The sequence below is a fragment of the Nocardia sp. NPDC052254 genome, from assembly GCF_040679495.1.
Taxonomy (GTDB): domain Bacteria; phylum Actinomycetota; class Actinomycetes; order Mycobacteriales; family Mycobacteriaceae; genus Nocardia.
The window spans coordinates 170,210-193,542 of sequence record NZ_JBFAUW010000010.1 but is presented as its reverse complement, the minus strand read 5'-3'; the positions used below and the strand labels follow the sequence as shown (position 1 = coordinate 193,542).

Sequence of the window (23,333 nt, the reverse complement as noted above, 5' to 3'; positions counted from 1 at the left end):
CCGCTGTCCGGTGCGACATTCCCATCGCACGATGTGATCGAAGCCTCTGCCGATACGCTACCGTGTACCAGCTGCCGAGCTGAATCCGATGGCGACTTACGCGGCGGCCTCCATGGTTACGCACGCTGCCGCCTCCGGCCACGTCGCTACAGTCGCAGAATCCGATGGCGACTTACGCGGCGGCCTCCGTGGTTACGCACGCTGCCGCCTCCGGCCACGTCACCAGAGTGGCAATTGGACCCGTTTCCTGAATTCACAGTAAGGTTCGCCTGGCCGACGGGGTACGTTGAAGTGCTGGTGTGACGGCGGTCACCGGTAAGGGGTCGGCAGGAGGGTGTCGTGCTGGATAGTTTGCTGGGTTTTCACCCAACGATTTTGCTCGAACTGATCACGATCCCTCTGTTCACGGGCGTCATCGGCTATATCACGAACTGGACCGGCATCCTGATGCTGTTCAAGCCGATTCGTTTTCACGGGTTTGCGATGCCCGGTCTGAAATGGCTGTTTCCCTACCTTCCGAAGCGCATTCAGGTGCTGCCGTTGCTGCAGTACGACGGCCGGATGGGATGGCAGGGAATCGTTCCCTCGCGCGCGGACAAGATGGCATCGATCGCCGTTGACAAAGGCCTGTCGAAACTCGGCAGTGTGGCCGACTTCTATCGCGAACTCGAACCCGATGAACTGGCCGCGCACCTCACCGATATGGCGCAGTCCCAGATTCGCGAGATCGTCGAGGACATCGCCCGCCGCGAACATCCCCAGCTCTGGTACAACTTGCCCGCGCCGGTTCGCGAGCGGGTGCACGAGCGGGTCCGCGAACAGTTGCCGGAGATCCTGAAGGAACTGACCGACGAACTCGGTTCGAACATCGAACAACTACTCGATGTCAAACAGATGGTGATTCGGTATTTCCAATCGCGGCCGCAGTTGCTCAACACGGTTTTTCAGGTGCTGGGCGCCAAGGAGTTGCGGTTCATGCAGAACTTCGGCTTCTATTTCGGCGCGCCGATGGGTCTCGTCCTCGTCGCTCTGCTGCATCTGACCCATTGGTCGCCGTTGGTGGTGCTGCCGGTGGGCGGCGTGGTGATCGGCTGGGTGGTGAACTGGATCGGGCTGAATATGATCTTCGCGCCCGCCTATCCGAAGTGGTGGTGCCCGTGGCGGCAGGGTTTGCTGATCAAGCGGCAGCCCGAAATCACCGAGGGCTACGCGGAATTGGTCGCGACCCAGATCATCACGATCGCCAATGTCGGTGACGAACTGCTGAACGGACCGCGCTCCGACCGCACCATGCAGATCCTCGAGGACACCTTGCGCCCGGCCACCGATCGCGCCCTCGGCCCCATGCGCGGGGCTTTGAAATTCATGATCGGCAACCGGGACTATGCGACGCTGCAGAACCGGTTCACCGATGAGGCCAAATCGCTGGCACCGGTCGCCTTCGCCGATCCGGGCTTCAACGCGCAGCAGAGCAAACAGGTCAGCCGCTACATCGCCAAGCAGATGGCGGCGCTCAAACCGCCGGACTTCGTCGACATGTTGCGCGCGGCGATCAAACAGGACGAGTGGCTCTTGTTCGTTCACGGCGGTGTGCTGGGGCTCATCGCCGGTTACGCTCATCTTCTGATCTTCGGAACGGAAGTGGCGAACGTATGGCTGTGAGCGGACCCGGCTCCGCCTCGGAACCCGATGGTGGCGCCGAGTTCTCGGATGAGAACGAGACGACCGCCGCACCCGAGGCCGACATCGAGGCCGAGGAGACGATCGAGGACGCCGAGTACACGACCGAACTTGTCCGCCGCCCGTCCGCGGCCGTGGTGGTCGCCGATTCCGGCGCCGCCGGACCGGTGCGCGTCACCACGGGCGTCGTGCGGGTGGCACTGGGTGCGGTGACCGAGGTGGCGTCGTGGGGGCTGGGCACCGCGGTCGGGGTGACGGCCACGGTGGTGCGCGGCAGTATGGCCGGGCAGCCACCGCATCGGGTGCTGTCGCAGGCCGGTGACCAGGTTCGCGCTTCGGTGCGGCGCGCGCTCGGGATCGACGGCGCGCACGCGGGCGCGCCCATCGCATCCGATGCGCCCAGCTTGCGCGAACGCGGCGCCGAACTGCTGCGCCGGTCCGCCGATGTGCACGGCGAGGACGCCGACCATCCGGCCTTCGCCCGCATCCTGGCCGAGCTGGCGCCGGACGAGGCTCGCATTCTGCGCTTCCTCTACCTCGACGGCCCGCAACCCGCACTCGACATCCGCACCGGCCGCGCATCGAGTGCCGGAGCACAACGATTCGAGGCCGGGATGTCGCTGATCGGCGAGGTCGCCGCCCTGCGCTACCCCGACCGGGCGGTCACGTATCTGACGAATCTGCGGCGGCTGGGCCTGATCACCGTCGACGGTGATCAGCTGGGCAATCCGGCGCGCTACCAACTGCTGGAATCCCAGCCCGAGGTACGGCGGCTGATGAAGCGCGGGTTCGGCACCAAGGTGAACCATCGCAGTATCGCGCTGATCCCCTTCGGCACCGACTTCACTCGAACGTGCCTGCCGGTGCCGCTGGACCAGGCGCTCTGAGCCGACGCCGGATGCGCTGCCCGGGCGCCGGCGGCGCCCGGAGGGTCACCGCTGCGGATACGGCCGTCGCCGAGCTCAGCCGACCTCTTCGGCCAGCTCCAGCCAGCGCATCTCGGTCGATTCCTTCTCGCTCTGCACCTGTTTCAGCTCCACACCCAGGCTGACGAGTCTGTCCGGGTCGGTCGCGGCCTCGGCCAGTGCCACGTGCAGCCGTTCCTCGCGCTCGGTGAGTTTCTCCAACGCCCGCTCCAGCCGGCCGAACTCCTTGCGGGCCGCCCGGTATGCCGCGGAATCCGTTGCCGGAGCTGAGTTTTCGGCAGGAGCGGAACCCGCCGAGGGACGGCGGGCGGCTGCTGCTGCCGCGCGCTTGCGCAGGTATTCCTCGATACCGCCGGGCAGGTTGGTGAGTTTCCCGTCGCCGAACAGGGCCCAGGTGGAATCGCTGATGCGCTCGATCAGATAGCGATCGTGGCTGATCACCACGAGGGTTCCGGGCCAGCCGTCGAGCAGATCCTCCAACTGCTGCAGGGTGTCGATGTCCAGGTCGTTGGTGGGCTCGTCGAGCAGCAGTACGTTCGGCTCACTCATCAGGATGCGGGTCAGCTGCAAGCGCCGGCGTTCACCACCGGACAGGTCACCGACCGGCGTGCGCTGTTTGGCGGGTGTGAAGCCGAGCCGCTCGGCCAGTTGCCCGGCACTGATCTCCTTGTCCCCCAGCATGGTTCGTTCGGCGACATCGGAGACCGCCTCCAGTACGCGCATATCGGTGGGCAGATCGTCGAGTTCCTGCCGGAGCCAGCCGATCCGGACGGTCTGACCCTGGATCCGCTTGCCTGCGACCGGATCCGCGTCACCGGCCAGTGCGCGCAGCAGGGTCGTCTTACCGGACCCGTTCACCCCGACCAGACCGACCCGCTCACCGGGCGCCAGCCGCCAGGTCAGATCACGGACCAGCTCGCGGCCGTCGGGGGTCGCGAGGGTGGCATCCTCGAGTTCGATCACCACGCGGCCCAGGCGCTTTCGCGCGAACGAGGCCAGCTGCACGTTGTCGCGCGGCGGCGGCACGTCGGCGATCAGCGCCTCGGCGGCCTCGACCCGGTAGCGCGGCTTGGAGGTGCGGGCCTGTGGTCCGCGCCGCAGCCAGGCCAGCTCCTTGCGGGCGAGATTGCGGCGGCGCGCCTCGGTGGCGTCGGACTGGCGGGCGCGTTCGGCGCGGGCGAAGATCCAGTCGTTGTAGCCGCCCTCGTAGCTTTCGACCTTGCCGCCCACCACTTCCCAGGTTCGCGTGGCGACGGTGTCGAGGAACCAGCGATCGTGCGTCACGACCACCAGCGCACTGCGGCGGGCGAGCAGATGTTCGGCCAGCCACTGCACACCCTCCACATCGAGGTGGTTGGTGGGCTCGTCGAGCACCAGCAGATCGAGTTCGCGCACCAGCGCGGCGGCCAGCGCGACCCGGCGGCGTTCACCACCGGACAGATTCGTGACGGAGCTGCCCATGCCGAGATCGGCGATGCCGATGCCCTCGAGCACACTGCGGATCCGCGGATTCGCGGCCCATTCGTGCTCGGCCACTCCGTCCGTCCGAGCGTCCTCGGCCAGACCGGCGAGCACCACCTCACCGACCGTGGCGCCCTCGGGCAGCACACCACGCTGGGTCACCACCGCGATGCGCAGCCCGTTGATCCGGCTCACCCGTCCACCGTCGGGTTCCTCGATTCCGGTCAGCACCTCGAGCAGGGTGGTCTTACCGCCACCATTGAGACCGACGACTCCGATCCGCTCACCTTCCTGCACGCCGAGGGACACATTGTCCAGCAGCGGGGTGATTCCGAAGCTCTTGTGGACCTGCTCCAGATTGATCAGATTCGCCAAGGGTCGATCCTCTCCGAGTACGGCGTGCCTGGGGGTACGTGCCGCGAGCTCGAAGGGGCCCGGCGGCCGTGTCGCCGCACCGCCAGCGCTCCCCCAGCGGCGATACCACGCCCGTCGGCTTTCGTCTGTGCACCTTACGGCAATACCGGACACGGTCCCGGTGCGGGTGAGGGTCGCCGAGAGCACATCCGGGTCGGTCCGGCCGAGGGCCGGACAGCGGTCACGCGGCGTTGCGGGGCGGCCCCGGCAGCGGAGCCACGGCGACGGCCTCGCGGGCCGCGGGCCCGGTCGGATCGAGGGGCTGGGGCCGTTGCGCCGCACACCCTTCCGGGGAGGCGACGGGCAGCGGTTCCCGACGCGACGCGCACTCCGTCCGCCGGCGATGGCGGCGGCTTTCTCGTCGTGAAGGGCTGCCGCGACCTCGCGATGGGCCTGGGCACGGGCATCCTGCTGGTGACCGGCCAGCGCCGCGCCCTGGGCTGGGTCCTGCTGATGACGGCCGTCGCCCCGCTCGGCGATATGGTCAACGTCGCGGCCCACCACGGCTCCACGGCCACCACGTTCGGCGTCCACGGCCTGACCTCGGCGTTGATCGCGGCCACGGGTCTGCTGCTCCTGCGCGAGACCGACAAGGCGCACGAGGTCCAGCAGGTCGCCGGCCCCGCGTCCGCCGCGCAGCCTGCCTGAGTTCCGCGCGATGTCGGCTTGCGGGCCGCATCGATCGCGGCTACATTTCTCGCAATCCAATCGGTGCTCTCCAGAGGTATGCCGTAGTGCGGGAGCATCCACCTCCGATCGCGAGGTGCGGAGTGGGCGGCGCGATTTTGTCGACCCCACTGATGGAGAATTCTTGATGATCACCACCGAATCCGGCCGCATGACATTCGGCATCGGACTGCCGATCGGCGATCCGGAAGGCCTCACCGAATGGGCGTTGCGAGCCGAGAACGGCCCGTTCAGCACCCTCGGCCTGCTCGACCGGCTGGTCTACGACAACCCGGAACCCCTTGTGACACTGGCTCATCTGGCCGGGGTGACACAGCGCCTCCGGTTGCAGACCGAGGTGCTGATCGCCCCGCTGCGGGAGCCCGCGTTGCTGGCCAAACAGGCCGCCACCCTGGATCGGCTTTCGCACGGCCGCCTGACCCTCGGCGTCGGTGTCGGCGGGCGCGCCGACGACCATGAGGCTTCCGGTACCGAATTGCGCACGCGTGGAAAGCGTTTGGATGCGCAGATAGCCACCATGCGGCGCCTGTGGGCGGGCGAACCCTACAGTGACAGTTGCGCCGCCATCGGCCCGCTACCACACACCGCGGGCGGACCGGAACTGCTGTTCGGCGCATTCCAACCCGCCGCACTGGAGCGGGTCGCGCGCTGGGGCGGCGGCCTGCTCGCCGCGGCCCCGCCGGCGTGGGCGCCGCGATTGTTCGACGCCGTGCGCCGATTCTGGGCCGAATACGACCGGCCCGGATCGCCCCGGATCGTCGCGCAGGTCAATACCGCGCTCGGCGCACCGGAGGTGATCGACGACGCGCGTGCGGCGATGTCGGCCTACTACGCCTTCAACGAATACGGCAACAGCATGGTCGACGGCATGCTCACCGAACCGGCCCAGATCCGCACGGCCGCACAGCAATTCGCCGATATGGGCGTCGACGAGGTGGTCTTCTACTGCTACGGACGCGATCCGGAGCAGGTCGATCGGCTCGCCGACATCCTCGGCTGACATCGGGATGAGGCCGGTCAGTACTGGCCGGCCTCGCCCGTCACCCGGGCACCGGGAACCGGCCCGGCGGCGGTGCGCACGCTGCGGCAGACACCGGCACCGGCCAGTTCCGCAGACACCGCCACCGCCGCGGACTCGCTGCCGCACAGGAAGGCACAGGTGGGGCCCGATCCGGAGACGATTCCGGCCAGCGCACCCGCCTCGACTCCGGCCCGCAGGGTGCGGCGCAGGGCCGGATTCAGCGACAGCGCCGCGGCCTGCAGATCGTTTCCGAGCAGCGGGGCGAGCTGGGCCGCATCTCCGGACGCCAACGCCTGCAGCAATTCCTGCGGATCGCCCAGCCGCGGCGGTTCGCCTTGCTCCCGCAGCCGGTCGAGTTCCCCGAACACCCGCGGCGTCGACAGTCCGTCCTTGGCCAGCGCCAGCACCCAGTGGAAGGTGTTGCGCGACAGTACCGGAAGGAGCTGTTCACCGCGGCCGCGCCCCAGTGCGGTACCGCCGTGCAGCGCGAAGGGCACATCACTGCCGAGTTCGGCCGCTACATCGGCCAATTCGTCGCGCGACATCTCCAGATTCCACAGCTGATTCAGCCCGACCAGCGTTGCGGCGGCATCCGCACTACCACCGGCCATCCCGCCCGCGACCGGAATCCCCTTCTCGATCGCGATCTCGACCGTCGGCGCCCGGCCCGCGAGATGTCCGAGCCGCACGGCCGCCTGCCACACCAGGTTCGTTCGATCGACGGGAACTTGCGCGGCACCCTCACCCTGCACCGTCACCGCGAGCGAGCCCGCCGGGGAGATTCGCACATCGTCGGCGAGGGAGAGCGCCTGGAAGACCGTGGTCAGTTCGTGGTAACCGTCGCCACGCAGGTCACCGACCCCGAGATGAAGATTGACCTTCGACGGGGCACGCACGACCACCGAACTGGGTACTACAGACAGCACGGGGCAAGGTTATCCGGCCGCGCCGCAAACGGCTGGTTTGCCGCGCATCCCGGTCTCGATCGATGGGTGACACACCTCTCGTACCGCGATGAGCTGCGGTGATCTCACGCATGCCCGGAGCACCCGTGGCCGCCGCCGGAATTCCTCGCTGGAGCGGCTTGCATCAGGTACCCATGGGGGGTATGTTCGGAGATGTCAGGGGATACCCCCTCACCGTATAAAACGATCGAAGGAAGCGACAATGGCTACCAGCACCTACACCGTCACCGGAATGACCTGCGGCCACTGCGTGGCGTCGGTGCAGAAGGAGATCGGCAAGATCGACGGCGTCACCGGCGTCGATGTCGACCTCGCGTCCGGCCGCGTCCAGGTCGAATCCGCCGCCCCGCTGACCCCGGCCGACATCGTCGCCGCCGTCGACGAGGCGGGATATCAGGTGGCGAGCTGAGATGAACGATCGACTGAAGTTCGCCGCGTTCGGCGGCGGGCTGGTCGTGCTGTTCGGGGCCGCGTTCGGTATCGGATCGCTGGTGGGCGATCCGACCGAGCCGGCCGCCGGCCACCACACCTCCGCGACCGGCGAAGCCACGGGCACCGGGCTGCGGGCATCCGAATCCGGATACACCCTCACCGCACTGAGCGCACCCACCACCACCGACACCCCCGGCAGTCTCCGCTTCCGGATCGACGGCCCCGACGGCGCCCCCGTCACCGCGTACACCGATCTGCACGAGAAGGATCTGCATCTGATCGCGGTCCGCTCCGACACCACCGAATACCGGCACGTGCACCCGGTCCGAGATGCCGCCGGCACCTGGTCCATCGACTGGACCTGGCGCACGCCGGGCACCTACCGCATCTTCGCCGATTCCCGCCCGGCCGGCGCTCCCGGTGAACTGGTCCTCAGCAGTACCGTCACCGTCCCCGGACCGGCCACCGACACACCACTGCCGGCCGTTTCGCGCACCACCACCGTCGATGGTTACCGGGTCCGCATGGACGGCGATCTGTCGACCGGCGGCAGCGACGTGAGCTTCGCCGTCAGCAAGGACGGGAAACCCGTCACGGATCTGCAGCCCTATCTGGGCGCCTACGGGCACCTGGTGGCACTGCGCTCGGACGATCTGTCCTATCTTCATGTTCATCCGGAAGGCGAGATCGGCTCGACTCCCGCCGGGCCGCGGGTCGCCTTCCACGCCCAGGCGCCGAGCGCCGACGCCTACCGCTTGTACCTGGACTTCGCCCATGACGGCAAGGTCCACACCGCGGAGTTCACCGCCGATGCCATCGGCGGTGCGACACCCGGCCCGAACACCCACGACCGGCACGAAGGAGGTCACCAATGAGCGCGCCCACGACCGAGCGCTCCATCGAACTGGAAATCGGTGGGATGACCTGCGCCTCCTGCGCCGCGCGGATCGAGAAGAAACTCAACCGGATCGACGGGGTCAGCGCCACGGTCAACTACGCCACCGAGAAGGCGAAGGTCAGCTTTCCCGAATCGGTGACGCCCGATCAGATCGTCGAACGTGTCGTCGACACCGGCTACACCGCGACCGTGCACGACAGCAGGCCGCCGGAAAGTGCTGCCGCCGAGGATGTTCCGTCGAATTCACCGCTGCACGAGCTGCGCCGTCGACTCCTCGTGAGCCTCGCACTGTCGGTTCCGGTGATCGCCCTGGCGATGATCCCGGCACTGCAGTTCCGCAACTGGCAGTGGCTTTCACTGACCCTGGCCACCCCGGTGGTGTTCTGGGGCGGCGCCGCCTTCCATCGCGCCGCCTGGGTCAATGCCCGGCACGCCACCGCCACCATGGACACGCTGATCTCACTGGGCACCCTGTCCGCATACGCGTGGTCGGTGTACGCCCTGTTCTTCGGTGATGCCGGCATGCCCGGGATGAAGCACGGTTTCAGCTTCTCGGTCGAGCGGGCCGCCTCGGCGTCGAACATCTACTTCGAGGTCGCCGCCGGGGTGATCCTGTTCATCCTGGCCGGCCGGTACTTCGAGACCCGGGCCAAGGACCGCGCCGGATCGGCGCTGCGGGCACTGCTCGAATTGGGCGCCAAGGATGTGGCCGTCCTGCGCGAGGGTGCCGAACAACGGGTACCGATCGCGGAACTGCGTGTCGGGGATCTGTTCCTGGTCCGCCCGGGCGAGAAGGTCGCCACCGACGGTGTGGTCACCGAAGGTGGTTCGGCTCTGGACATGAGCATGTTGACCGGTGAATCGGTGCCGGTCGAGGTCGGTCCCGGCGATCCGGTGATCGGCGCGACCGTCAACGTCGGCGGTGTACTCACCGTGCGGGCCACCCGTATCGGAGCCGATACCCAGCTCGCCCAGATGGCCGCGCTGGTCGAGGACGCGCAGAACGGTAAGGCGCCCGTGCAGCGGCTGGCCGATCGGATCGCCGGTGTGTTCGTGCCGATCGTGATCGCGATTTCGGTTGTCACCCTGGGCTTCTGGCTCGGCAGCGGGTCCGCGGTGGCGGTGGCCTTCGGTGCCGCGGTCGCGGTGCTCATCATCGCCTGCCCGTGCGCCCTGGGCCTGGCCACACCCACCGCACTATTGGTCGGCACCGGTCGCGGCGCCCAGCTCGGCATCCTGATCAAGGGACCGCAGGTGCTGGAATCGACCCGCCGCATCGATACGGTCGTACTGGACAAGACCGGAACGGTGACCACCGGCACCATGTCGCTGGCAGATGTGATCGCCGCCGAGGGCCAGGACGCGGACGAATTGCTCACCGTCGCCGCGGCCGTGGAACACGGCTCCGAACACCCGGTCGCACGGGCCGTGGTGCGCGGCGCCACCGAACGCGGGCTCGGTGGTGAATCGGTGCAGCAGTTCGTGAGCCACGGCGGCAAGGGCGTGCAGGGCCTGGTCGGCGATCGAGCCGTCGTGGTGGGACGCACCGAGTTGCTGGCGGATTGGTCGGTCGAGATCCCGGAATCGTTGGCACAGGCCAAATCCGAGGCCGAGCGGGCGGGCCGGACCGCGATCGTGGTGGCCTGGGACGGCACGGCACGCGGTGTGCTCGTGATCGCCGACGCGATCAAGGCCACCAGCGCCGACGCCATCGCGGATGTGCGTGCACTGGGACTGACCCCGGTCCTGCTGACGGGCGACAATGCGGCCACCGCCCGCACCGTCGCCGATCAGGCCGGCATCGACGAGGTCATCGCCGAGGTACTGCCCGCCGACAAACTCGATGTGGTGAAGCGGCTGCAGAACCAGGGCAAGGTGGTCGCGATGGTCGGCGACGGCGTCAACGACGCGGCCGCCCTCGCCCAGGCGGATCTGGGCCTGGCCATGGGCACCGGCACAGATGTGGCGATCGAGGCCGGCGACATCACCCTGGTGCGTGGCGATCTGCGCACCGTGGCCACCGCGATCCGGTTGTCCCGCGCCACGCTGCGCACCATCAAGGGCAATCTGTTCTGGGCCTTCGGCTACAACGTCGCCGCGATCCCGCTGGCCGCGGCGGGTCTGCTCAACCCGATGCTCGCGGGTGCGGCGATGGCGCTGTCGAGCGTGTTCGTGGTGAGCAACAGCCTGCGCCTGCGCCGGTTCCGCTGACCACCAGCACAAACATGGCCGACCGGACCACCGATCACTCGGTTCGCCCGGTCGGCCATAATTTCTGTGCGAATACACGAATACGCTGTCGAGTCAGATGAATTCATCGGGCCGGCACGGCACGAGGAGATTTCAGGGGAGCACATGACCGTTCTGTTCGGGGCCGGAATGGCGATCTGGTTCGCCAGCGTCGCCGCCCTGTTTCTCGCCCGGGCTCTCGACGGCCCCACCCAGCGCTACTTCCAGCTGAGTCTGGGCCTGTGCGCGGTGGGATCGCTGGCCCTGGCAGCCAGCAGTCCCGCCGTCAGTGGTGCGTCCACCGAACGGAATGTCGTGGTGAGCAGCATATTCGGGGGGATGGCCATCCTGTGCGTGTACTCGATCCTGATGGTGCGCCGCCGCAACGAGCCCCCGCCACCGGTGCGGGATCCGCTGGCGACGATTCAGGCCGCGCGGGAGATCCCGGGCATCGAGCAGACTCGGCTTTGATCAGCGGAGGCCCATTCTCCGCCAGGCCCGCGATGTCCCGCGGCACCGAGCCGACACCGTCGCTGTCGAACGCGCGGCACGTGTTCGCCGCCGTACCGGATGCCGAGCTGTCCCACCGATCCCGATCCAGCTCGGCGTCAGCTCTGTTCGGCCAACCGTACGAATGCCGCGGTGTCGAGCGTTTCCCCGCGAGCCGTCGGTGCGATTCCCGCGGCGACCAACCGCCGTTCCGCCTCCGCCGGGGATCCCGCCCAGCCCGCCAGTGCGGCTCGTAATGTCTTGCGGCGCTGAGCGAATGCCGCATCGACGACCGTGAATACCCGCGCACGATGTTCGGCGTCGAGCGACCATGGCGGCCGCTCGTAACGTTCGATGCGCACCAGACCGGATTCGACCTGCGGAACCGGCCAGAACACCTGTCGGCCCACCGCTCCCGCGCGCCGTACGGTGCCGAAGAAGCCCGCCTTCACACTCGGCACCCCATAGATCCGCGAACCGGGCTCGGCCGACAGGCGATCGGCCACCTCGGCCTGCACCATCACCAAAGCCGTTCGGATGCTGGGCAATTCGGCCAGTAGATGCAGCAGCACCGGCACCGCGACGTTGTAGGGCAGATTCGCCACCAGCGCGGTCGGCGCGCCAGGGACATCGGCGGCGGAGACCCGCAGCGCGTCACCGGGCACCACCGTCAGCCGGTCCATCAGCTCCGGGGCCCGGTCGGTCACCGTCTCCGGAAGATGTTGCGCGAGAACCGGGTCCAGCTCGACGGCGATCACCCGATCCACCACGTCGAGCAGCGCCATGGTCAGCGAGCCGAGCCCCGGCCCCACCTCCAGCACCACATCGTCGCGATGCACTCCCGCCGCCGCGACGATCCGGCGCACCGTGTTCGCATCGTGGACGAAGTTCTGGCCGAGCTGCTTGGTCGGCCGCACGCCGAACCGCTCCGCCAGCACCCGCACCTCGGCGGGACCGAGCAGTTCGGCCAGGCCACGGGCTTCGCTCACAGGTTCGGACACGCCCGACAAGGTATCAGTGCGACTACGGCACGGTGGGCGTGGACCGGACGCGCGCGAAGAACTGGTCCATGGCCGCCCACATCTGCGGATTCAGATCTCCGTGCTGGCCGGTGCCGACCACGGACTGCGCATCCACCCCATTGGCGGCGAATTGCGCGGCGAGGGCGGCGTGCAGCGGAGAGGGCACGGTTTTGTCGGTCGCGTTGAGCAGCAACAGGATCGGAGCGTTGTAGCCACTGGTCGGTATGGCCATGTAGTCGGTCAGAGCGGCGGTGAACTGCGGATCGCCCAGCGGCCTGGAGAACAGCTGTCCGAGCGGCAAGCCCTTGACCTGCTGGACCATCTTGTCCAGGCACGCGGCTTCGATGCTGTCGAGTAGCCGGCGGCCGCTGGGGCTCAGATAGCTGTTCACATCGATATCGGGCCGGGTCTCACGCAGTCCGACCAGGATCCCGGAGATGAAGGCGGTACTGCCGTCACCGATCGCCGAGGTATCCGGCACCCACGGCCCGGCGGCGGGCAGGACCTTTTCGACATCGGATTCCGGATCGACCGCGATGGTCCCGCGGAAGTCGAGATCGGGCGCGTAGGTCCGTTGCATGTGGCTCGTACCCAGTGCGGCTTGTCCACCCTGCGAGACACCGGCGGCCACCCAGGTCCGCGACAGCTGCGGATAGGCGGCCCGGGCCGCCCGCACCATATCGATGGTGGCGGTCGCCTCGGTCCGGAGCTGCAGGTAGGGGTGCGGGCCGGTATCGAAAGCGCCCAGACCGAGATAGTCCGTCGCCACGACCGCGAACCCCTGCGACTGGAAGTACTGCAGGATGCGGTTCTCCTTCGCCCGGCCGACCGGGAAGGGCGCACCCTCGGGATTGGAGATCCCGCTGCAACCCATCCCCAGGCCGGCGGTCCCGTGGTCGTAGGCGACCACGGGCCAGCCACCCGGGGGTGCTTCGCCGGGCGGCAGGAAGACCGCACCGCTGGCCCGCGCCGGTGCGCCTGCGGAGGTCGTCGTCCAGTAGTCGAGCACGGAGCCGCCGGTCATGCCGTGCCAGCCGTCGGGCCGTGCGGTGACCGAGATCGTGGTCCCGGCGGGCTCGGCGGCGGCCCGCGGTACCGCCACCACGGAGACCGCCAGCAACGCTCCCGCCGCGAGAGCCACGGCCGCGAGGGGACGGCGCATCCGAGCCGAGCCATTCGACACACGCATGAGGCCACCTCACATCGTCGGGGATCTGCCGATTTTACGGCGCCCACCTTCCGCGCACTCGCGAATCACCAGGCCGTGGCGTCACAGAGCGTTGACGGAAACTGATACACGTTCTAATTTCTGTGTATTCGCCGAACGGGCGGTGGCGCATCCGGTTTCACCGTGCCCGAAGCAGGAGAGGACGACCGCTATGACGCGCAGGCACGAGGGACGACGAGTGGTGGTGACCGGGGCGGGCTCGGGCATCGGACAGGGCATCGTGGCCCGCATGCTCGCCGAGGGCGCGCACGTGGTGGGCGCCGACATCTCCGAACCCGGCCTGAAGGCGACCGTGGCCGCCGCGGGCGAGCACGCCGATCGCCTGCACACGGTGACCGTCGACGTGGCCGATCCGGAATCGGTGCGAACGGCGTGCGGTGCGGCCGTCGATCATCTGGGCGGACTGGACGTCCTGGTCAACGCGGCCGGAATCATGCGCACCGCACACACGCACGATATGCCGTTCGAATCCTGGAACCAGGTCATCGGCATCAACCTCACCGGCACCTTCCTCATGATGCAGGCCACCCTGCCGGCGCTGCTGCGGACCGAGCACCCGGTGATCGTGAACTTCTCCTCCACCGCCGCCTTCGGCTCCCACCCCTACATGGCCGCCTACGCCGCGTCCAAGGGCGGCGTCAACGCGATGACCCATGCCGTGGCCCTCGAGTACTCGAAACAGGGGCTGCGCGCGGTGAACATCGTCCCCGGCGGGATCACCAGCGGCATCACCAGCAACCTCGAGACTCCGGAGAACGCCGACTGGTCCCTGTTCGCCCGCCTCACCGGCTGGCTCGACGGCGGCGCCCTGGGCAGCCCCGCCGACGTCGCAGGCGTGGTGGCCATGGTTGCCTCCGAGGACGGCCGCTACATCACCGGTTCCGAGATCCGCGTCGACGGTGGCGCGCTGATGTGAAGGGCCGCCCGCCACCAAGGTCAGCGTTCCCGAGACGTGCACATCGATGGTTTTCGGCCGCCTCGATCTTGGACTGACCCGAAAACCCCGCCGCGGCGAAGCGGCGGACACAAATTCAGCTGATCCCCAGCCGACCGGTGCACGTGGGCCAGGCTCCCCATCCTTGCCGGGCCCGCGTCACCTCGGCAATGGCGATCTGTTCCTCGCGGGTGGCCAGATCCGGACGCTCCGCGTAGCGCAACCCGCCTTGGCGCGACCAGGTGTTCGTATCGAACTGGACGCCCCCGAAATATCCGTTCCCCGTATTGATTCCCCAGTTTCCGCCCGATTCGCATTTGGCGAGTGCGTCCCATACCGCCCCGTCGCGTACCGGCGGCACCTCGGTGCCGGGTTTGGCGCCCTTGCGCACGGTCTTGGCCTGCGCGGGGACGATGACGGCATGGTCCACGGCTTCCCGCCCGGCTTCCTGACCGTTGACGATGGACACGTTGTAGGTGACGTCCTGCACCCCGGCCTTGCCCGGATTCTCGACGACCGTCCGGCTCATGTTGAGGTCGGCATCGTCGATGACGTTCTCGGGAGGATCGAGCGGTTCACGCTCGGTGACCTTCTCGGTGCGCTTGCGGGTGACGGTGATCTTCATACCGTCGTGCAGTGTGGTGGTGGCGCCGGGTTCGACGGTGTCCTCGCCGGCCAGCGGCACACCCTGCACCTGCAGCAGTTCGCCGACGGTCGGCGCGGCCAGCCGGACATAGCTCATCGCGTCACCGTTGTCGGACAGCTGAACGGTGCGCGGGCTGGTGACGGCCAGCGCGGCGCCCTGCAGCGGCAGCGGGGTGGGACGCGAGGGCGAGACGAAGACATCGCCGGGCAGCTGCAGCTTGGTCAGCGCGTCGCCGACGGTGTAGGCGGTCGTCCAGACCTGCTTGGTCCTGCCGTCGAAGGTGAGGGTGACCGGGCGGGCGCGATCGAGGGTGATGGTGGCGCCATCGGCGATATCGGCGTCACCGCTCGGCGATACCGAATCCTTGCCGGCCAGCGTGAACCCGCCGGCCTTGAGCACGCCCTTGACGCTGGCGGCCATCGTGTGGACGGTGGTGTGCTGCCCGTCGACCACCAGCGTGACGGTCTTGCGATTCACGATCGCCAGACTCGCCCCGATGATGAGGGCGATCAGCATCGCGGCGATCGCCGCGTAGAGCAGCGGCGATCGCGACGTGTTGATCCGCTGGAGAGCGGATATCCGAAACTCCGGCATGGTCACAATACGATAACGAGGGGCTCGGTCCGTGGCAACTTCATGCCCTGGAACAGGGGATTTCCACATCACGATTCGATATCGTCGACCCGGAAATATTACGACCGCGCAATCGTAAGTGAACTGGAGCACACCGCGCGCTCCAGCCGCCGGTTATGTGACGCACTGCACGCCGAATTCGATCGCGACGTCCGCGCGACCCTCGTGGCGGGGCACGCTGCCCCGTCCGGGCCTCGTTCGCCGAGGCTCCGAGAGGGGCCGGGGCTCAGGAACGCGGCAGCCCGTAGACCCGCTCGGCGTTGGCCGTGGTGATCTCGGCGAGTTCGGCCGGATCCTGTTCGCGCACCCCGGCCAGGGCACGGACGGTATACGGCAGGCAGTACGGCTCGTTCGGCGCGCCTCGGAACGGATGCGGCGTCAGGAACGGCGCATCGGTCTCCACCAGGATCTGCTGATCCGGCACCACCTTGGCCGCCTCCCGCAGCTCGTGCGCGTTCTTGAAACTGACCGTGCCGGAGAAACTCAGCACATATCCCTCGGCCACGCAGGCCAGCGCCATGTTCGCGTCGGAGGAGAAGCAATGGAAGATCACCGTCTCCGGCGCACCCTCGTCCAGCAGCACCGCCAGCAGATCGTGATCGGCCTCGCGATTGTGGATCATGAGCGGTTTGCCCAGCCGCTTGGCGAGGTCGATGTGCCAGCGGAAGCCCTCGACCTGCTCCTCTACCGTGGCGCAGCCGTCGAGTTTGCCCGGCCAGTAGTAGTCGAGTCCGGTCTCGCCCACCGCGACCACCCGTGGGTCGGCGGCGAGTTTCTCCAGTTCGGCTCGAGCGGAATCGTCGAGGACGTTCGCGCGGGTCGGATGCAGGGCGACCGCGGCGTACACCCGCGGATCCCAGTGCGCGGCGTCGACGGCGAACCGGGCGGCATCGAGATCGTCGGCGATGGTCACGACTCTGCCGACACCCACCGCGGCGGCCCGATCCACCATGGCGGCAACCGATTCCGCGTCCGTCGCACCGCACGCGTCGAGATGGGTGTGCGCGTCGACCAACGGCGACAGCGGTTCGGGCGGCTCGGGTGCGGGTCGTTTACCGGGCATCGGACCAGATTAGACACCCGCGGCGAACGCGCGACCGCCCCGGCGCCTGCGGGCGGGATATCGGCGTGAGGCGATAATGGCGGCGGATTAGAGTGGACCCACCATGAGCGCACCCGAACGCACGGCACCGGCCTTCTACATCACCACGGCAATCGCCTATCCGAACGGCGCACCGCATATCGGCCACGCCTACGAGTACATCTCCACCGATACGCTGGCGCGGTTCAAACGCCTCGACGGCTTCGACGTGTTCTTCATGACCGGCACCGACGAGCACGGCCAGAAAGTGCAGCAGGCCGCGCGCGCCGCGGGTGTGAGCGTGGAGGAATACGCCGCCCGCAATTCGGATGTGTTCGAGCGGATGGACAAGGCGCTCGATATTTCCCACGACCGGTTCATCCGCACCACCGACGAGGATCATCTGGCCGCCAGCGTCGCGATCTGGAAGCGGATGCAGGCCGCCGGTGACATCTACCTCGACACCTACGCGGGCTGGTACTCCGTCCGCGACGAGGCGTTCTACACCGAAGAGGAAACCACCGTCGCCGAGGACGGGACCCGGCTGGCGACCGAAACCCGGACGCCGGTGGAGTGGACCGAGGAGTCGAACTACTTCTTCCGGTTGTCCAAGTATCAGGACAAGCTGCTCGAACTGTACGAGAACACACCGGATTTCATTCTTCCCGCCACCCGCCGCAACGAGATCGTCAGCTACGTGAAGGCCGGCCTGAAGGATCTGTCGATCTCGCGGACCACCTTCGACTGGGGCGTTCCGGTGCCCGGCGACCCCGCACACGTGATGTATGTGTGGGTGGACGCGCTCACCAACTATCTGACCGGCGCGGGCTTCCCGAATACGGATTCGGCGTCCTTCCAACGGTTCTGGCCCGCCGATGTGCACATCATCGGCAAGGACATCACCCGTTTTCACACTGTGTACTGGCCGGCGTTCCTGATGTCGGCGGGCATCGAATTGCCGAAACGTGTATTCGTGCACGGCTTCTTGTTCAACAAGGGCGAGAAGATGTCGAAATCGGTCGGCAATGTGGTGGATCCGCTGGATCTGGTCGAACAGTACGGCCTGGATGCGGTGCGGTTCTTCTTCCTCCGCGAAATCTCCTACGGCCAGGACGGCTCCTACAGCCACGACGCCATCGTGGGGCGGATCAATTCCGATCTGGCCAACGAATACGGCAATCTGGTGCAGCGCAGCCTGAAGATGGTGGCCCGCGATTTCGATTCCGTCGTACCGACTCCCGGTGAATTCACCGATGCCGACCGCGAACTGCTCGATCGCGCACGCGGGCTGCTGGAACGCTGCCGCACCGAATTCGACGTCCAGCAGATCCATCTGGCGCTCGAGGCGATCTGGCTGACGCTGGGCGAGACGAACAAATACTTTTCCGCACAGCAGCCGTGGGCGCTGGCGAAATCGGGAACCCCCGAGGACATCGCCCGCGAGGCCACCGTGCTCTACGTGACACTCGAGGTGCTGCGGATCGTGTCCATCCTGGTGCAGCCGGTGATTCCGGGTTCGGCGGGACGAATCCTGGATCAGCTCGGCCAGACCGCGCGCACCTTCGGCGATATCGAGACCCCGATCGTCGCCGGATCGTCGTTACCCGCGCCCGAACCGGTTTTCCCGAAGTACGTCGAGCCGAAATAGCGGCCCGCCGGTATGGAACCGGATCACACGGAGGGCCTGGAGTTCGCCGAGCGGCACCGCACCACACGTGCGGAGGCACTCGCCAGCCCGCGGGGGCGGCTCATCGCCGCGATAGTCGAATGTGTCGGCGCCCGTGGCTATTCCGCCACGACCCTGACCGATATCGTCGGCTCGGCCCATGTCTCACGAAGCACCTTCTACGAGCATTTCGTCAACAAGGAGCACTGCTTCATCGAGGCGGTGCACACGGGCGTGGGCATCATCCGCACCCGGATCGCCGACGAACTCGCGGAACTGCCCGCGGACGCCGATCCGCAGGTCCGCATCGCCGCCATGATCACCACCTTCTGCGCGGTGGTGGCCGCCGAACCCAATTTCTCCCGGCTGATTCTGGTGGAGGCACTGTTGGTCGGCGAGGCCACCGCGGGCTTGCGCGATGACGCCGTGGACAGTTTCGCGATGATGTACCGGCAGTTCCACGATCAGGCGCGAGCGCAGGATCCGGCACTGGGTGAGGTGTCCGACGACCTGATCGCCCTGGTACCCGATGGCATCGGCGAACGCACGCGGCGGTTGCTGGTGCGCGATGGCGCGAGCCGAGTGCCCGAAATGGCCCCCGCCTTCATCGAATTCGCGAATACCGTGCTCGGCCTCGCCACGGCTCCGGTGCGCGCCTAACGGTCGCCGCGGGCGGCGAGGACAGCGTCGTAGAGTTCCCGGCGCGATACCGCACCCGCCCGCGCGGCGACCTGCGCGCAGGCATCCTTCAGCCGGATACCGTCGGCGACCAGTTCCTCCACCTCGGTCACCAGATCGGCGGGATCGGCCGAAACCGGTTGGGCGCCTTCGACGACCACCGTGATCTCACCGCGCGCGCCGTCGACCGCCCAGCGCGCGAGCTCGCCGAGGCCGCCGCGCACGACCTCCTCGTAGGTCTTGGTCAGCTCCCGGCACACCGCGGCGCGGCGCTCGGGGCCGAGAACCTCCGCGGCGGCGGCGAGACAGTCGGCGAGCCGGTGCGGTGACTCGAAGAACACCACGGCGCGGGGTTCGGTCACCAGGGTGGCGAGCCACTGCCGGCGCTGCCCCGATTTGCGAGGTGCGAATCCGTCGAAGCAGAACCGCTCCATCGGCAGTCCGGACAGCGCCAGCGCGGTGGTCACCGCCGACGGGCCGGGCAGGCAGGTCACCGGAAGATCGTGTTCGATACAGGCCGCGACCATCCGATATCCCGGATCGCTGACCGACGGCATCCCGGCATCGGTGACCAGCAGCACCGTCCGGCCCGCTTCGATTTCACCGAGCAGCTGCGGAATTCGCGCGGTCTCGACGTGATCGTAGAAACTCACCACCCGGCCGGTGATCTCGACCTCCAGCGCCTTGGCCAGTGCCCGCGTGCGGCGGGTGTCCTCGGCGGCGACGATGTCGGATTCGGCCAGGGCCGCCCGCAGCCGGGCGGACGCGTCGCCGATATCGCCCATCGGCGTCGCCGCCAGCACCAAGCGTCCGGTCTGCTCGCCCATCGCCGTCCTTCCCGCGGAAAACCGCGTCTGCATCCCCACCCGGCACACCATCACACCGCATTCGCCCACCGGCGCGGCACGCAGGTCCGGTCACCGCCGGGCAATGGCTCGGCCCCACCGCATACGATCGGTGCGTGACCCAGCTGACCGATACGCGACCCGCGATCGGGGCGGGCCCGGCTTCCTCCAGTCCGGCGCCGCTGCGCCCCACACCCGATTTCGGCCCCACCGATCGGGCCCGAGGCTGGCTGGTGGCGATCTTCCTCACCGCGATCGCGGCGGTCACCCGGTTCACGATGTTGAACTATCCGACCGACGCCGGCACTCCCGTCTTCGACGAGAAGCATTACGTGCCGCAGGCCTGGCAGATGCTCACCGGCGGCGGTGTGGAGGACAACTCCGCGTACGGGCTGGTGGTGCACCCGCCGGTCGGCAAGCAGATGATCGCTCTGGGCGAGGCACTGTTCGGCTATACGAGCTGGGGCTGGCGTTTCGCCGCGGCGGTCTTCGGATCGATACTGGTACTGCTGGTCATCCGGATCACCCGGCGCATGACCAGGTCCACGCTGATCGGCGCCATCGCCGGGATCCTGCTGATCGCCGACGGCCTGACCTTCGTCTCCTCGCGCGTCGGCATGCTCGACATCTTCCAGGCCGTATTCGTGGTCGGCGCGTTCGGCTGCCTGATCGTCGACCGCGACGACGTGCGGTCCCGGCTGGCACGCGCCGAGGCGGAGGGCCGCATCGCGGTGACCGCGTTCGGGCCACGCCTGGGTGTGCGCTGGTGGCGATTCGGCGCGGGGCTGCTGCTCGGACTGGCGTGCGGCACCAAATGGTCGGGCATGTATTTCATCCTGTTCTTCGGGCTGATGACGGTCGCCTTCGATGTGGCCGCCCGGCGTGCCTACGGAGTCGCGCGCCCCTGGGTCGGCACCGCGGTGCGCGATATCGGCCCGGCACTGTATGCCCTGGTGCTCATTCCGCTGCTGGTCTATCTGGCGACCTATTGGGGCTGGTTCGCCAGTGAGGACGGCTACGACCGCTATTCGGTCGGCAATGCCGTCGGCACCGGCGGCACCTGGTCCTGGATTCCGGATGCGCTGCGCTCGCTGTGGCACAACCAGGGTGAGTCGCTGAAGTTCCACTCGAGCCTGACCAACTCGGCCGGCAATCATCATCCCTGGGAGTCCAAGCCCTGGTCGTGGCCGATGGGGTTGCGGCCGATGCTGTACTACTACGCCGACAACGGTGTCACCGGCTGCGGCCAGGCCGTCTGCGTGAAGGCGGTCATGCTGATCGGCACCCCGGCGATGTGGTGGTTGTCGTTGCCGATGCTGGCGTGGGCGCTGTGGCGCGCGATCACCCGCCCGGACTGGCGGTATGCGGCGATGCTGGTCGGCTACGGCGCCGGCCTGCTGCCCTGGTTCGCCGATCTGGACCGCCAGATGTACTACTTCTACGCGGTGCCGATGGCGCCCTTCCTGGTGATGGGCCTGGCCCTGGTCCTCGGCGACATCCTCGGTCCGGCACCGCTGCTGCGGAACCGGACGGGCCGGTGGATCGTGATCGGCGGCGAACGCCGCAGTCTCGGACTACTTCTGGTCTGTCTCTATCTCGGCCTGGTGATCGCCAATTTCATCTGGCTGTGGCCGATTCTGACCGCGCTGCCGATCACCCCCGGAGATTGGCACAACCACCTCTGGTTACCGAGCTGGCGTTGACCGCACCGGCTAGTCGCCGATCTCCCCCAGCGCCGCCCGCACGTAGCGCAACGCGGCCTCGTCGTCGATGCCGAGGCGGCGGACCGCGGCGACGTATTCGGTCGCGGCTCGCCCCGCCGCATCGCGCGTCGGGTCCCCCGAGGACGCGATGAACGAGCCGAGCCGCCCGCGAGTCTCGATCACGCCGTCCTGTTCCAGTTCACGGTAGGCGCGCGCGACGGTGTTGGGGGCCAATCCCAGCCGCCCCGCGAGCGCGCGCACCGTCGGGATCTTGGTCCCGGCGGTCAGCTCACCGGATTGCACCCGGGCGACGACGCCCAGACGCAACTGTTCGTAGGGCGGGACCGTCGAATGATGGTCGACCGGAATATCCAACATCGGTGCTACACCTCGTCACGCGACAACGGGCACGACAGACATCGCGGCCCTCCCCGGCCGGAGCCGAGTTCGGACCCCGGAATGGTCAGCACCTCGATGCCCGCCTCGGCCAGCCTGCTGTTCGTATTCTCGTTGCGTTCGTAGGCGACCACCACCCCCGGTGCCAAAGCGAGTGTGTTGTTGCCGTCGTCCCACTGTTCGCGCTCGGCGGTCACCCCGTCCAGACCGGTATCGATCACACGTAACTTGCCGATGCCCATCGCCTCCGCCGCGGCGGGCAGGAACGGGTCCGGGCCGCTCATTCGCACCGACTCGCCGTCGGAGCGAATGGTGAATGCGCACAGCGAATTCTGCACGCCCGGATACATCACCACCGCATCGGAATCGACCATGGTGCAGACCGTGTCCAGATGCATGGTCGCGCGATTCTGGGCAATCGGCACCACCAGTACCGTGTGGGCGAGCGCATCGTCGAACAGGCTGCGCGCCAAGGCTTCCGCACCCGCCGGGGAGGTCCGCTCCCCCACACCGATCGCCACCACCCCGGGCGCGAGCAACAGCACATCACCGCCCTCCATCGGCGCGGTGTGCGATTCGTAGGCGCGGCGCACCCCGAGGAACCGCGGGTGGAACGCGTAGACCAGATCGGTGAGCGAGGTCTCCCGGGCCCGTGCGGGTAACGCGAGCGAGGTGATGGCCACCTTCGGCCCCACCCAGAACGACGAATCCCGGGTGAACAGCAGGTTCGGCAGGGGGTCGATGACGAAATCGGTACCGTGGTGCATGCGCCGCACCAGCGAGGTGGCATCCGGTTCGAACGGCAATTCGTCGAATGTCATGCCCGCCATGAGAATTCGGGACAACTCCGAGGCGGGAATCGCGCGCAGATACGCTTTGAGATCCTCGGCCAGCGCGAACCCGATGCGCCGGGCGTCCACGGCGGCGGTGATCCCCATACTGCGCCCGGCGCCGCTGACCGCCAGCGTCTCGGTGAGCAGATCGGCCAGCAACAGCACCTCGACCCCGCGGCCGCGCAGCACCCCGGCGAAGGTCTCGTGTTCCTGCTGCGCCCGTTCCACCCAGGGAATGGCGTCGAACAGCAGTTGATCGTTGTTGCGCGGGGTGAGCCGGCGCAGCTCGTCGCCGGGCCGGTGCAGCAGCACCGCACGCAACGTCCCCACCTCGGTCGTCACGGAAAACGGTCCGGCCTGGGGCACCGCCTCTGTTGCCATAACCCGACCGTAATGGGCCATCGCCGGGTTGGCACGCAATTGTCGCCCACCGCATCGGCTTCGCACCCGTTGTCGGCGGTTCCGG

Annotated in this window: 21 protein-coding genes; 12 read left to right on the top strand and 9 right to left on the bottom strand. The window is 67.8% G+C overall.

All coding sequences use genetic code 11. From position 1 onward, the window contains the following. Positions 1 to 339: 339 nt before the first annotated feature. Together AB0L57_RS24115 and AB0L57_RS24110 are read left to right on the top strand one after the other, a co-directional pair. On the top strand, positions 340 to 1,662 hold the full coding sequence (locus AB0L57_RS24115; RefSeq protein WP_364966214.1) for a hypothetical protein: 1,323 nt from the start codon (positions 340 to 342) through the stop codon (positions 1,660 to 1,662). Further along, on the top strand, positions 1,659 to 2,567 hold the full coding sequence (locus AB0L57_RS24110) for an Abi-alpha family protein (protein ID WP_364966211.1): 909 nt from the start codon (positions 1,659 to 1,661) through the stop codon (positions 2,565 to 2,567). Before AB0L57_RS24115 ends, AB0L57_RS24110 begins: the two co-directional genes overlap by 4 nt. 75 nt (positions 2,568 to 2,642) lie before the next feature. Here the strand turns inward: AB0L57_RS24110 and AB0L57_RS24105 are convergent, their stop codons facing one another. Beyond that, positions 2,643 to 4,442 carry an ABC-F family ATP-binding cassette domain-containing protein gene (locus AB0L57_RS24105; protein WP_364966209.1) on the bottom strand — a complete coding sequence of 600 codons (1,800 nt, stop codon included), beginning with the start codon at positions 4,440 to 4,442 and terminating at the stop codon, positions 2,643 to 2,645. Between AB0L57_RS24105 and AB0L57_RS24100 the strand changes: the two genes are divergently transcribed. Both AB0L57_RS24100 and AB0L57_RS24095 read left to right on the top strand, forming a co-directional pair. After that, a complete protein-coding gene (locus tag AB0L57_RS24100; protein ID WP_364966207.1) occupies positions 4,410 to 5,129 on the top strand; it encodes a DUF4267 domain-containing protein in 720 nt (239 codons plus the stop codon). The genes AB0L57_RS24105 and AB0L57_RS24100 overlap by 33 nt on opposite strands. A gap of 166 nt (positions 5,130 to 5,295) precedes the next feature. Continuing rightward, positions 5,296 to 6,168 carry an LLM class flavin-dependent oxidoreductase gene (locus AB0L57_RS24095; RefSeq protein ID WP_364966205.1) on the top strand — a complete coding sequence of 291 codons (873 nt, stop codon included), beginning with the start codon at positions 5,296 to 5,298 and terminating at the stop codon, positions 6,166 to 6,168. 17 nt (positions 6,169 to 6,185) lie between these two features. Here AB0L57_RS24095 and AB0L57_RS24090 read toward each other — a convergent pair whose 3' ends face one another. Beyond that, complete coding sequence (locus AB0L57_RS24090) at positions 6,186 to 7,115, bottom strand: 4-(cytidine 5'-diphospho)-2-C-methyl-D-erythritol kinase (protein WP_364966202.1); 930 nt, start codon at positions 7,113 to 7,115, stop codon at positions 6,186 to 6,188. A 241-nt stretch (positions 7,116 to 7,356) separates the two neighbouring features. On the opposite strand from AB0L57_RS24090, the gene AB0L57_RS24085 reads away from it, so the two are divergent. From AB0L57_RS24085 to AB0L57_RS24070, 4 genes are all read left to right on the top strand, one after another. Further along, on the top strand, positions 7,357 to 7,563 hold the full coding sequence (locus AB0L57_RS24085) for a copper ion binding protein (protein ID WP_364966199.1): 207 nt from the start codon (positions 7,357 to 7,359) through the stop codon (positions 7,561 to 7,563). A 1-nt stretch (position 7,564) separates the two neighbouring features. Continuing rightward, entirely contained in the window at positions 7,565 to 8,461 is an 897-nt protein-coding gene (locus tag AB0L57_RS24080; RefSeq protein WP_364966197.1) for a hypothetical protein, read from the top strand. Further along, positions 8,458 to 10,695, top strand: coding sequence for a heavy metal translocating P-type ATPase (locus AB0L57_RS24075; RefSeq protein WP_364966195.1), 2,238 nt, complete (start codon positions 8,458 to 8,460; stop codon positions 10,693 to 10,695). Before AB0L57_RS24080 ends, AB0L57_RS24075 begins: the two co-directional genes overlap by 4 nt. Before the next feature lie 144 nt (positions 10,696 to 10,839). After that, positions 10,840 to 11,184 (top strand): hypothetical protein, encoded by a 345-nt coding sequence (locus AB0L57_RS24070; RefSeq protein WP_364966193.1) that lies wholly within the window; start codon positions 10,840 to 10,842, stop codon positions 11,182 to 11,184. Positions 11,185 to 11,321: 137 nt separating this feature from the next. Here AB0L57_RS24070 and rsmA read toward each other — a convergent pair whose 3' ends face one another. Further along, positions 11,322 to 12,203, bottom strand: a complete 882-nt coding sequence (gene rsmA / locus AB0L57_RS24065) for a 16S rRNA (adenine(1518)-N(6)/adenine(1519)-N(6))-dimethyltransferase RsmA (RefSeq protein ID WP_364966190.1) — start codon at positions 12,201 to 12,203, stop codon at positions 11,322 to 11,324. Between the two features lie 22 nt (positions 12,204 to 12,225). After that, the gene (locus AB0L57_RS24060) at positions 12,226 to 13,413 is read right to left on the bottom strand and encodes a lipase family protein (RefSeq protein ID WP_364966187.1); all 1,188 of its coding nucleotides are present in this window, start codon (positions 13,411 to 13,413) and stop codon (positions 12,226 to 12,228) included. A 190-nt stretch (positions 13,414 to 13,603) separates the two neighbouring features. On the opposite strand from AB0L57_RS24060, the gene AB0L57_RS24055 reads away from it, so the two are divergent. Then, positions 13,604 to 14,368, top strand: coding sequence for an SDR family NAD(P)-dependent oxidoreductase (locus tag AB0L57_RS24055; RefSeq protein ID WP_364966183.1), 765 nt, complete (start codon positions 13,604 to 13,606; stop codon positions 14,366 to 14,368). A gap of 115 nt (positions 14,369 to 14,483) precedes the next feature. On the opposite strand, the gene AB0L57_RS24050 is transcribed toward AB0L57_RS24055, so the two are convergent. Both AB0L57_RS24050 and AB0L57_RS24045 read right to left on the bottom strand, forming a co-directional pair. Beyond that, positions 14,484 to 15,611 carry a transglycosylase family protein gene (locus AB0L57_RS24050; protein WP_364966519.1) on the bottom strand — a complete coding sequence of 376 codons (1,128 nt, stop codon included), beginning with the start codon at positions 15,609 to 15,611 and terminating at the stop codon, positions 14,484 to 14,486. Between the two features lie 280 nt (positions 15,612 to 15,891). Then, complete coding sequence (locus tag AB0L57_RS24045; RefSeq protein ID WP_364966180.1) at positions 15,892 to 16,728, bottom strand: TatD family hydrolase; 837 nt, start codon at positions 16,726 to 16,728, stop codon at positions 15,892 to 15,894. 103 nt (positions 16,729 to 16,831) lie between these two features. Between AB0L57_RS24045 and metG the strand changes: the two genes are divergently transcribed. Together metG and AB0L57_RS24035 are read left to right on the top strand one after the other, a co-directional pair. Next, positions 16,832 to 18,394: a methionine--tRNA ligase gene (gene metG / locus AB0L57_RS24040; RefSeq protein ID WP_364966177.1), complete on the top strand. Its 1,563-nt coding sequence runs from the start codon at positions 16,832 to 16,834 to the stop codon at positions 18,392 to 18,394. Between the two features lie 12 nt (positions 18,395 to 18,406). Continuing rightward, a complete protein-coding gene (locus AB0L57_RS24035) occupies positions 18,407 to 19,072 on the top strand; it encodes a TetR family transcriptional regulator (protein WP_364966175.1) in 666 nt (221 codons plus the stop codon). Here AB0L57_RS24035 and rsmI read toward each other — a convergent pair. Further along, entirely contained in the window at positions 19,069 to 19,917 is an 849-nt protein-coding gene (gene rsmI / locus AB0L57_RS24030) for a 16S rRNA (cytidine(1402)-2'-O)-methyltransferase (RefSeq protein WP_364966172.1), read from the bottom strand. The genes AB0L57_RS24035 and rsmI overlap by 4 nt on opposite strands. A 134-nt stretch (positions 19,918 to 20,051) precedes the next feature. Between rsmI and AB0L57_RS24025 the strand changes: the two genes are divergently transcribed. Further along, positions 20,052 to 21,638 carry a phospholipid carrier-dependent glycosyltransferase gene (locus AB0L57_RS24025; RefSeq protein ID WP_364966169.1) on the top strand — a complete coding sequence of 529 codons (1,587 nt, stop codon included), beginning with the start codon at positions 20,052 to 20,054 and terminating at the stop codon, positions 21,636 to 21,638. 9 nt (positions 21,639 to 21,647) lie between these two features. Here the strand turns inward: AB0L57_RS24025 and AB0L57_RS24020 are convergent, their stop codons facing one another. Together AB0L57_RS24020 and AB0L57_RS24015 are read right to left on the bottom strand one after the other, a co-directional pair. Then, entirely contained in the window at positions 21,648 to 22,016 is a 369-nt protein-coding gene (locus AB0L57_RS24020; RefSeq protein ID WP_364966167.1) for a GntR family transcriptional regulator, read from the bottom strand. Between the two features lie 5 nt (positions 22,017 to 22,021). Beyond that, positions 22,022 to 23,248: an arginine deiminase gene (locus tag AB0L57_RS24015; protein WP_364966165.1), complete on the bottom strand. Its 1,227-nt coding sequence runs from the start codon at positions 23,246 to 23,248 to the stop codon at positions 22,022 to 22,024. Positions 23,249 to 23,333 lie beyond the last annotated feature (85 nt).

Excerpts from the sequence above, each read along its gene's own strand:
- AB0L57_RS24085 (WP_364966199.1), top strand. The coding sequence starts at position 7,357 with ATGGCTACCAGCACCTACACCGTCACCGGAATGACCTGCGGCCACTGC.
- AB0L57_RS24070 (WP_364966193.1), top strand. The coding sequence starts at position 10,840 with ATGACCGTTCTGTTCGGGGCCGGAATGGCGATCTGGTTCGCCAGCGTC.
- AB0L57_RS24095 (WP_364966205.1), top strand. The coding sequence starts at position 5,296 with ATGATCACCACCGAATCCGGCCGCATGACATTCGGCATCGGACTGCCG.
- AB0L57_RS24080 (WP_364966197.1), top strand. The coding sequence starts at position 7,565 with ATGAACGATCGACTGAAGTTCGCCGCGTTCGGCGGCGGGCTGGTCGTG.
- rsmI (WP_364966172.1), bottom strand. The coding sequence starts at position 19,917 with ATGGGCGAGCAGACCGGACGCTTGGTGCTGGCGGCGACGCCGATGGGC.
- AB0L57_RS24060 (WP_364966187.1), bottom strand. The coding sequence starts at position 13,413 with ATGCGTGTGTCGAATGGCTCGGCTCGGATGCGCCGTCCCCTCGCGGCC.
- AB0L57_RS24035 (WP_364966175.1), top strand. The coding sequence starts at position 18,407 with ATGGAACCGGATCACACGGAGGGCCTGGAGTTCGCCGAGCGGCACCGC.
- AB0L57_RS24055 (WP_364966183.1), top strand. The coding sequence starts at position 13,604 with ATGACGCGCAGGCACGAGGGACGACGAGTGGTGGTGACCGGGGCGGGC.
- AB0L57_RS24015 (WP_364966165.1), bottom strand. The coding sequence starts at position 23,248 with ATGGCAACAGAGGCGGTGCCCCAGGCCGGACCGTTTTCCGTGACGACC.
- AB0L57_RS24075 (WP_364966195.1), top strand. The coding sequence starts at position 8,458 with ATGAGCGCGCCCACGACCGAGCGCTCCATCGAACTGGAAATCGGTGGG.
- AB0L57_RS24045 (WP_364966180.1), bottom strand. The coding sequence starts at position 16,728 with ATGCCCGGTAAACGACCCGCACCCGAGCCGCCCGAACCGCTGTCGCCG.
- metG (WP_364966177.1), top strand. The coding sequence starts at position 16,832 with ATGAGCGCACCCGAACGCACGGCACCGGCCTTCTACATCACCACGGCA.
- AB0L57_RS24020 (WP_364966167.1), bottom strand. The coding sequence starts at position 22,016 with ATGTTGGATATTCCGGTCGACCATCATTCGACGGTCCCGCCCTACGAA.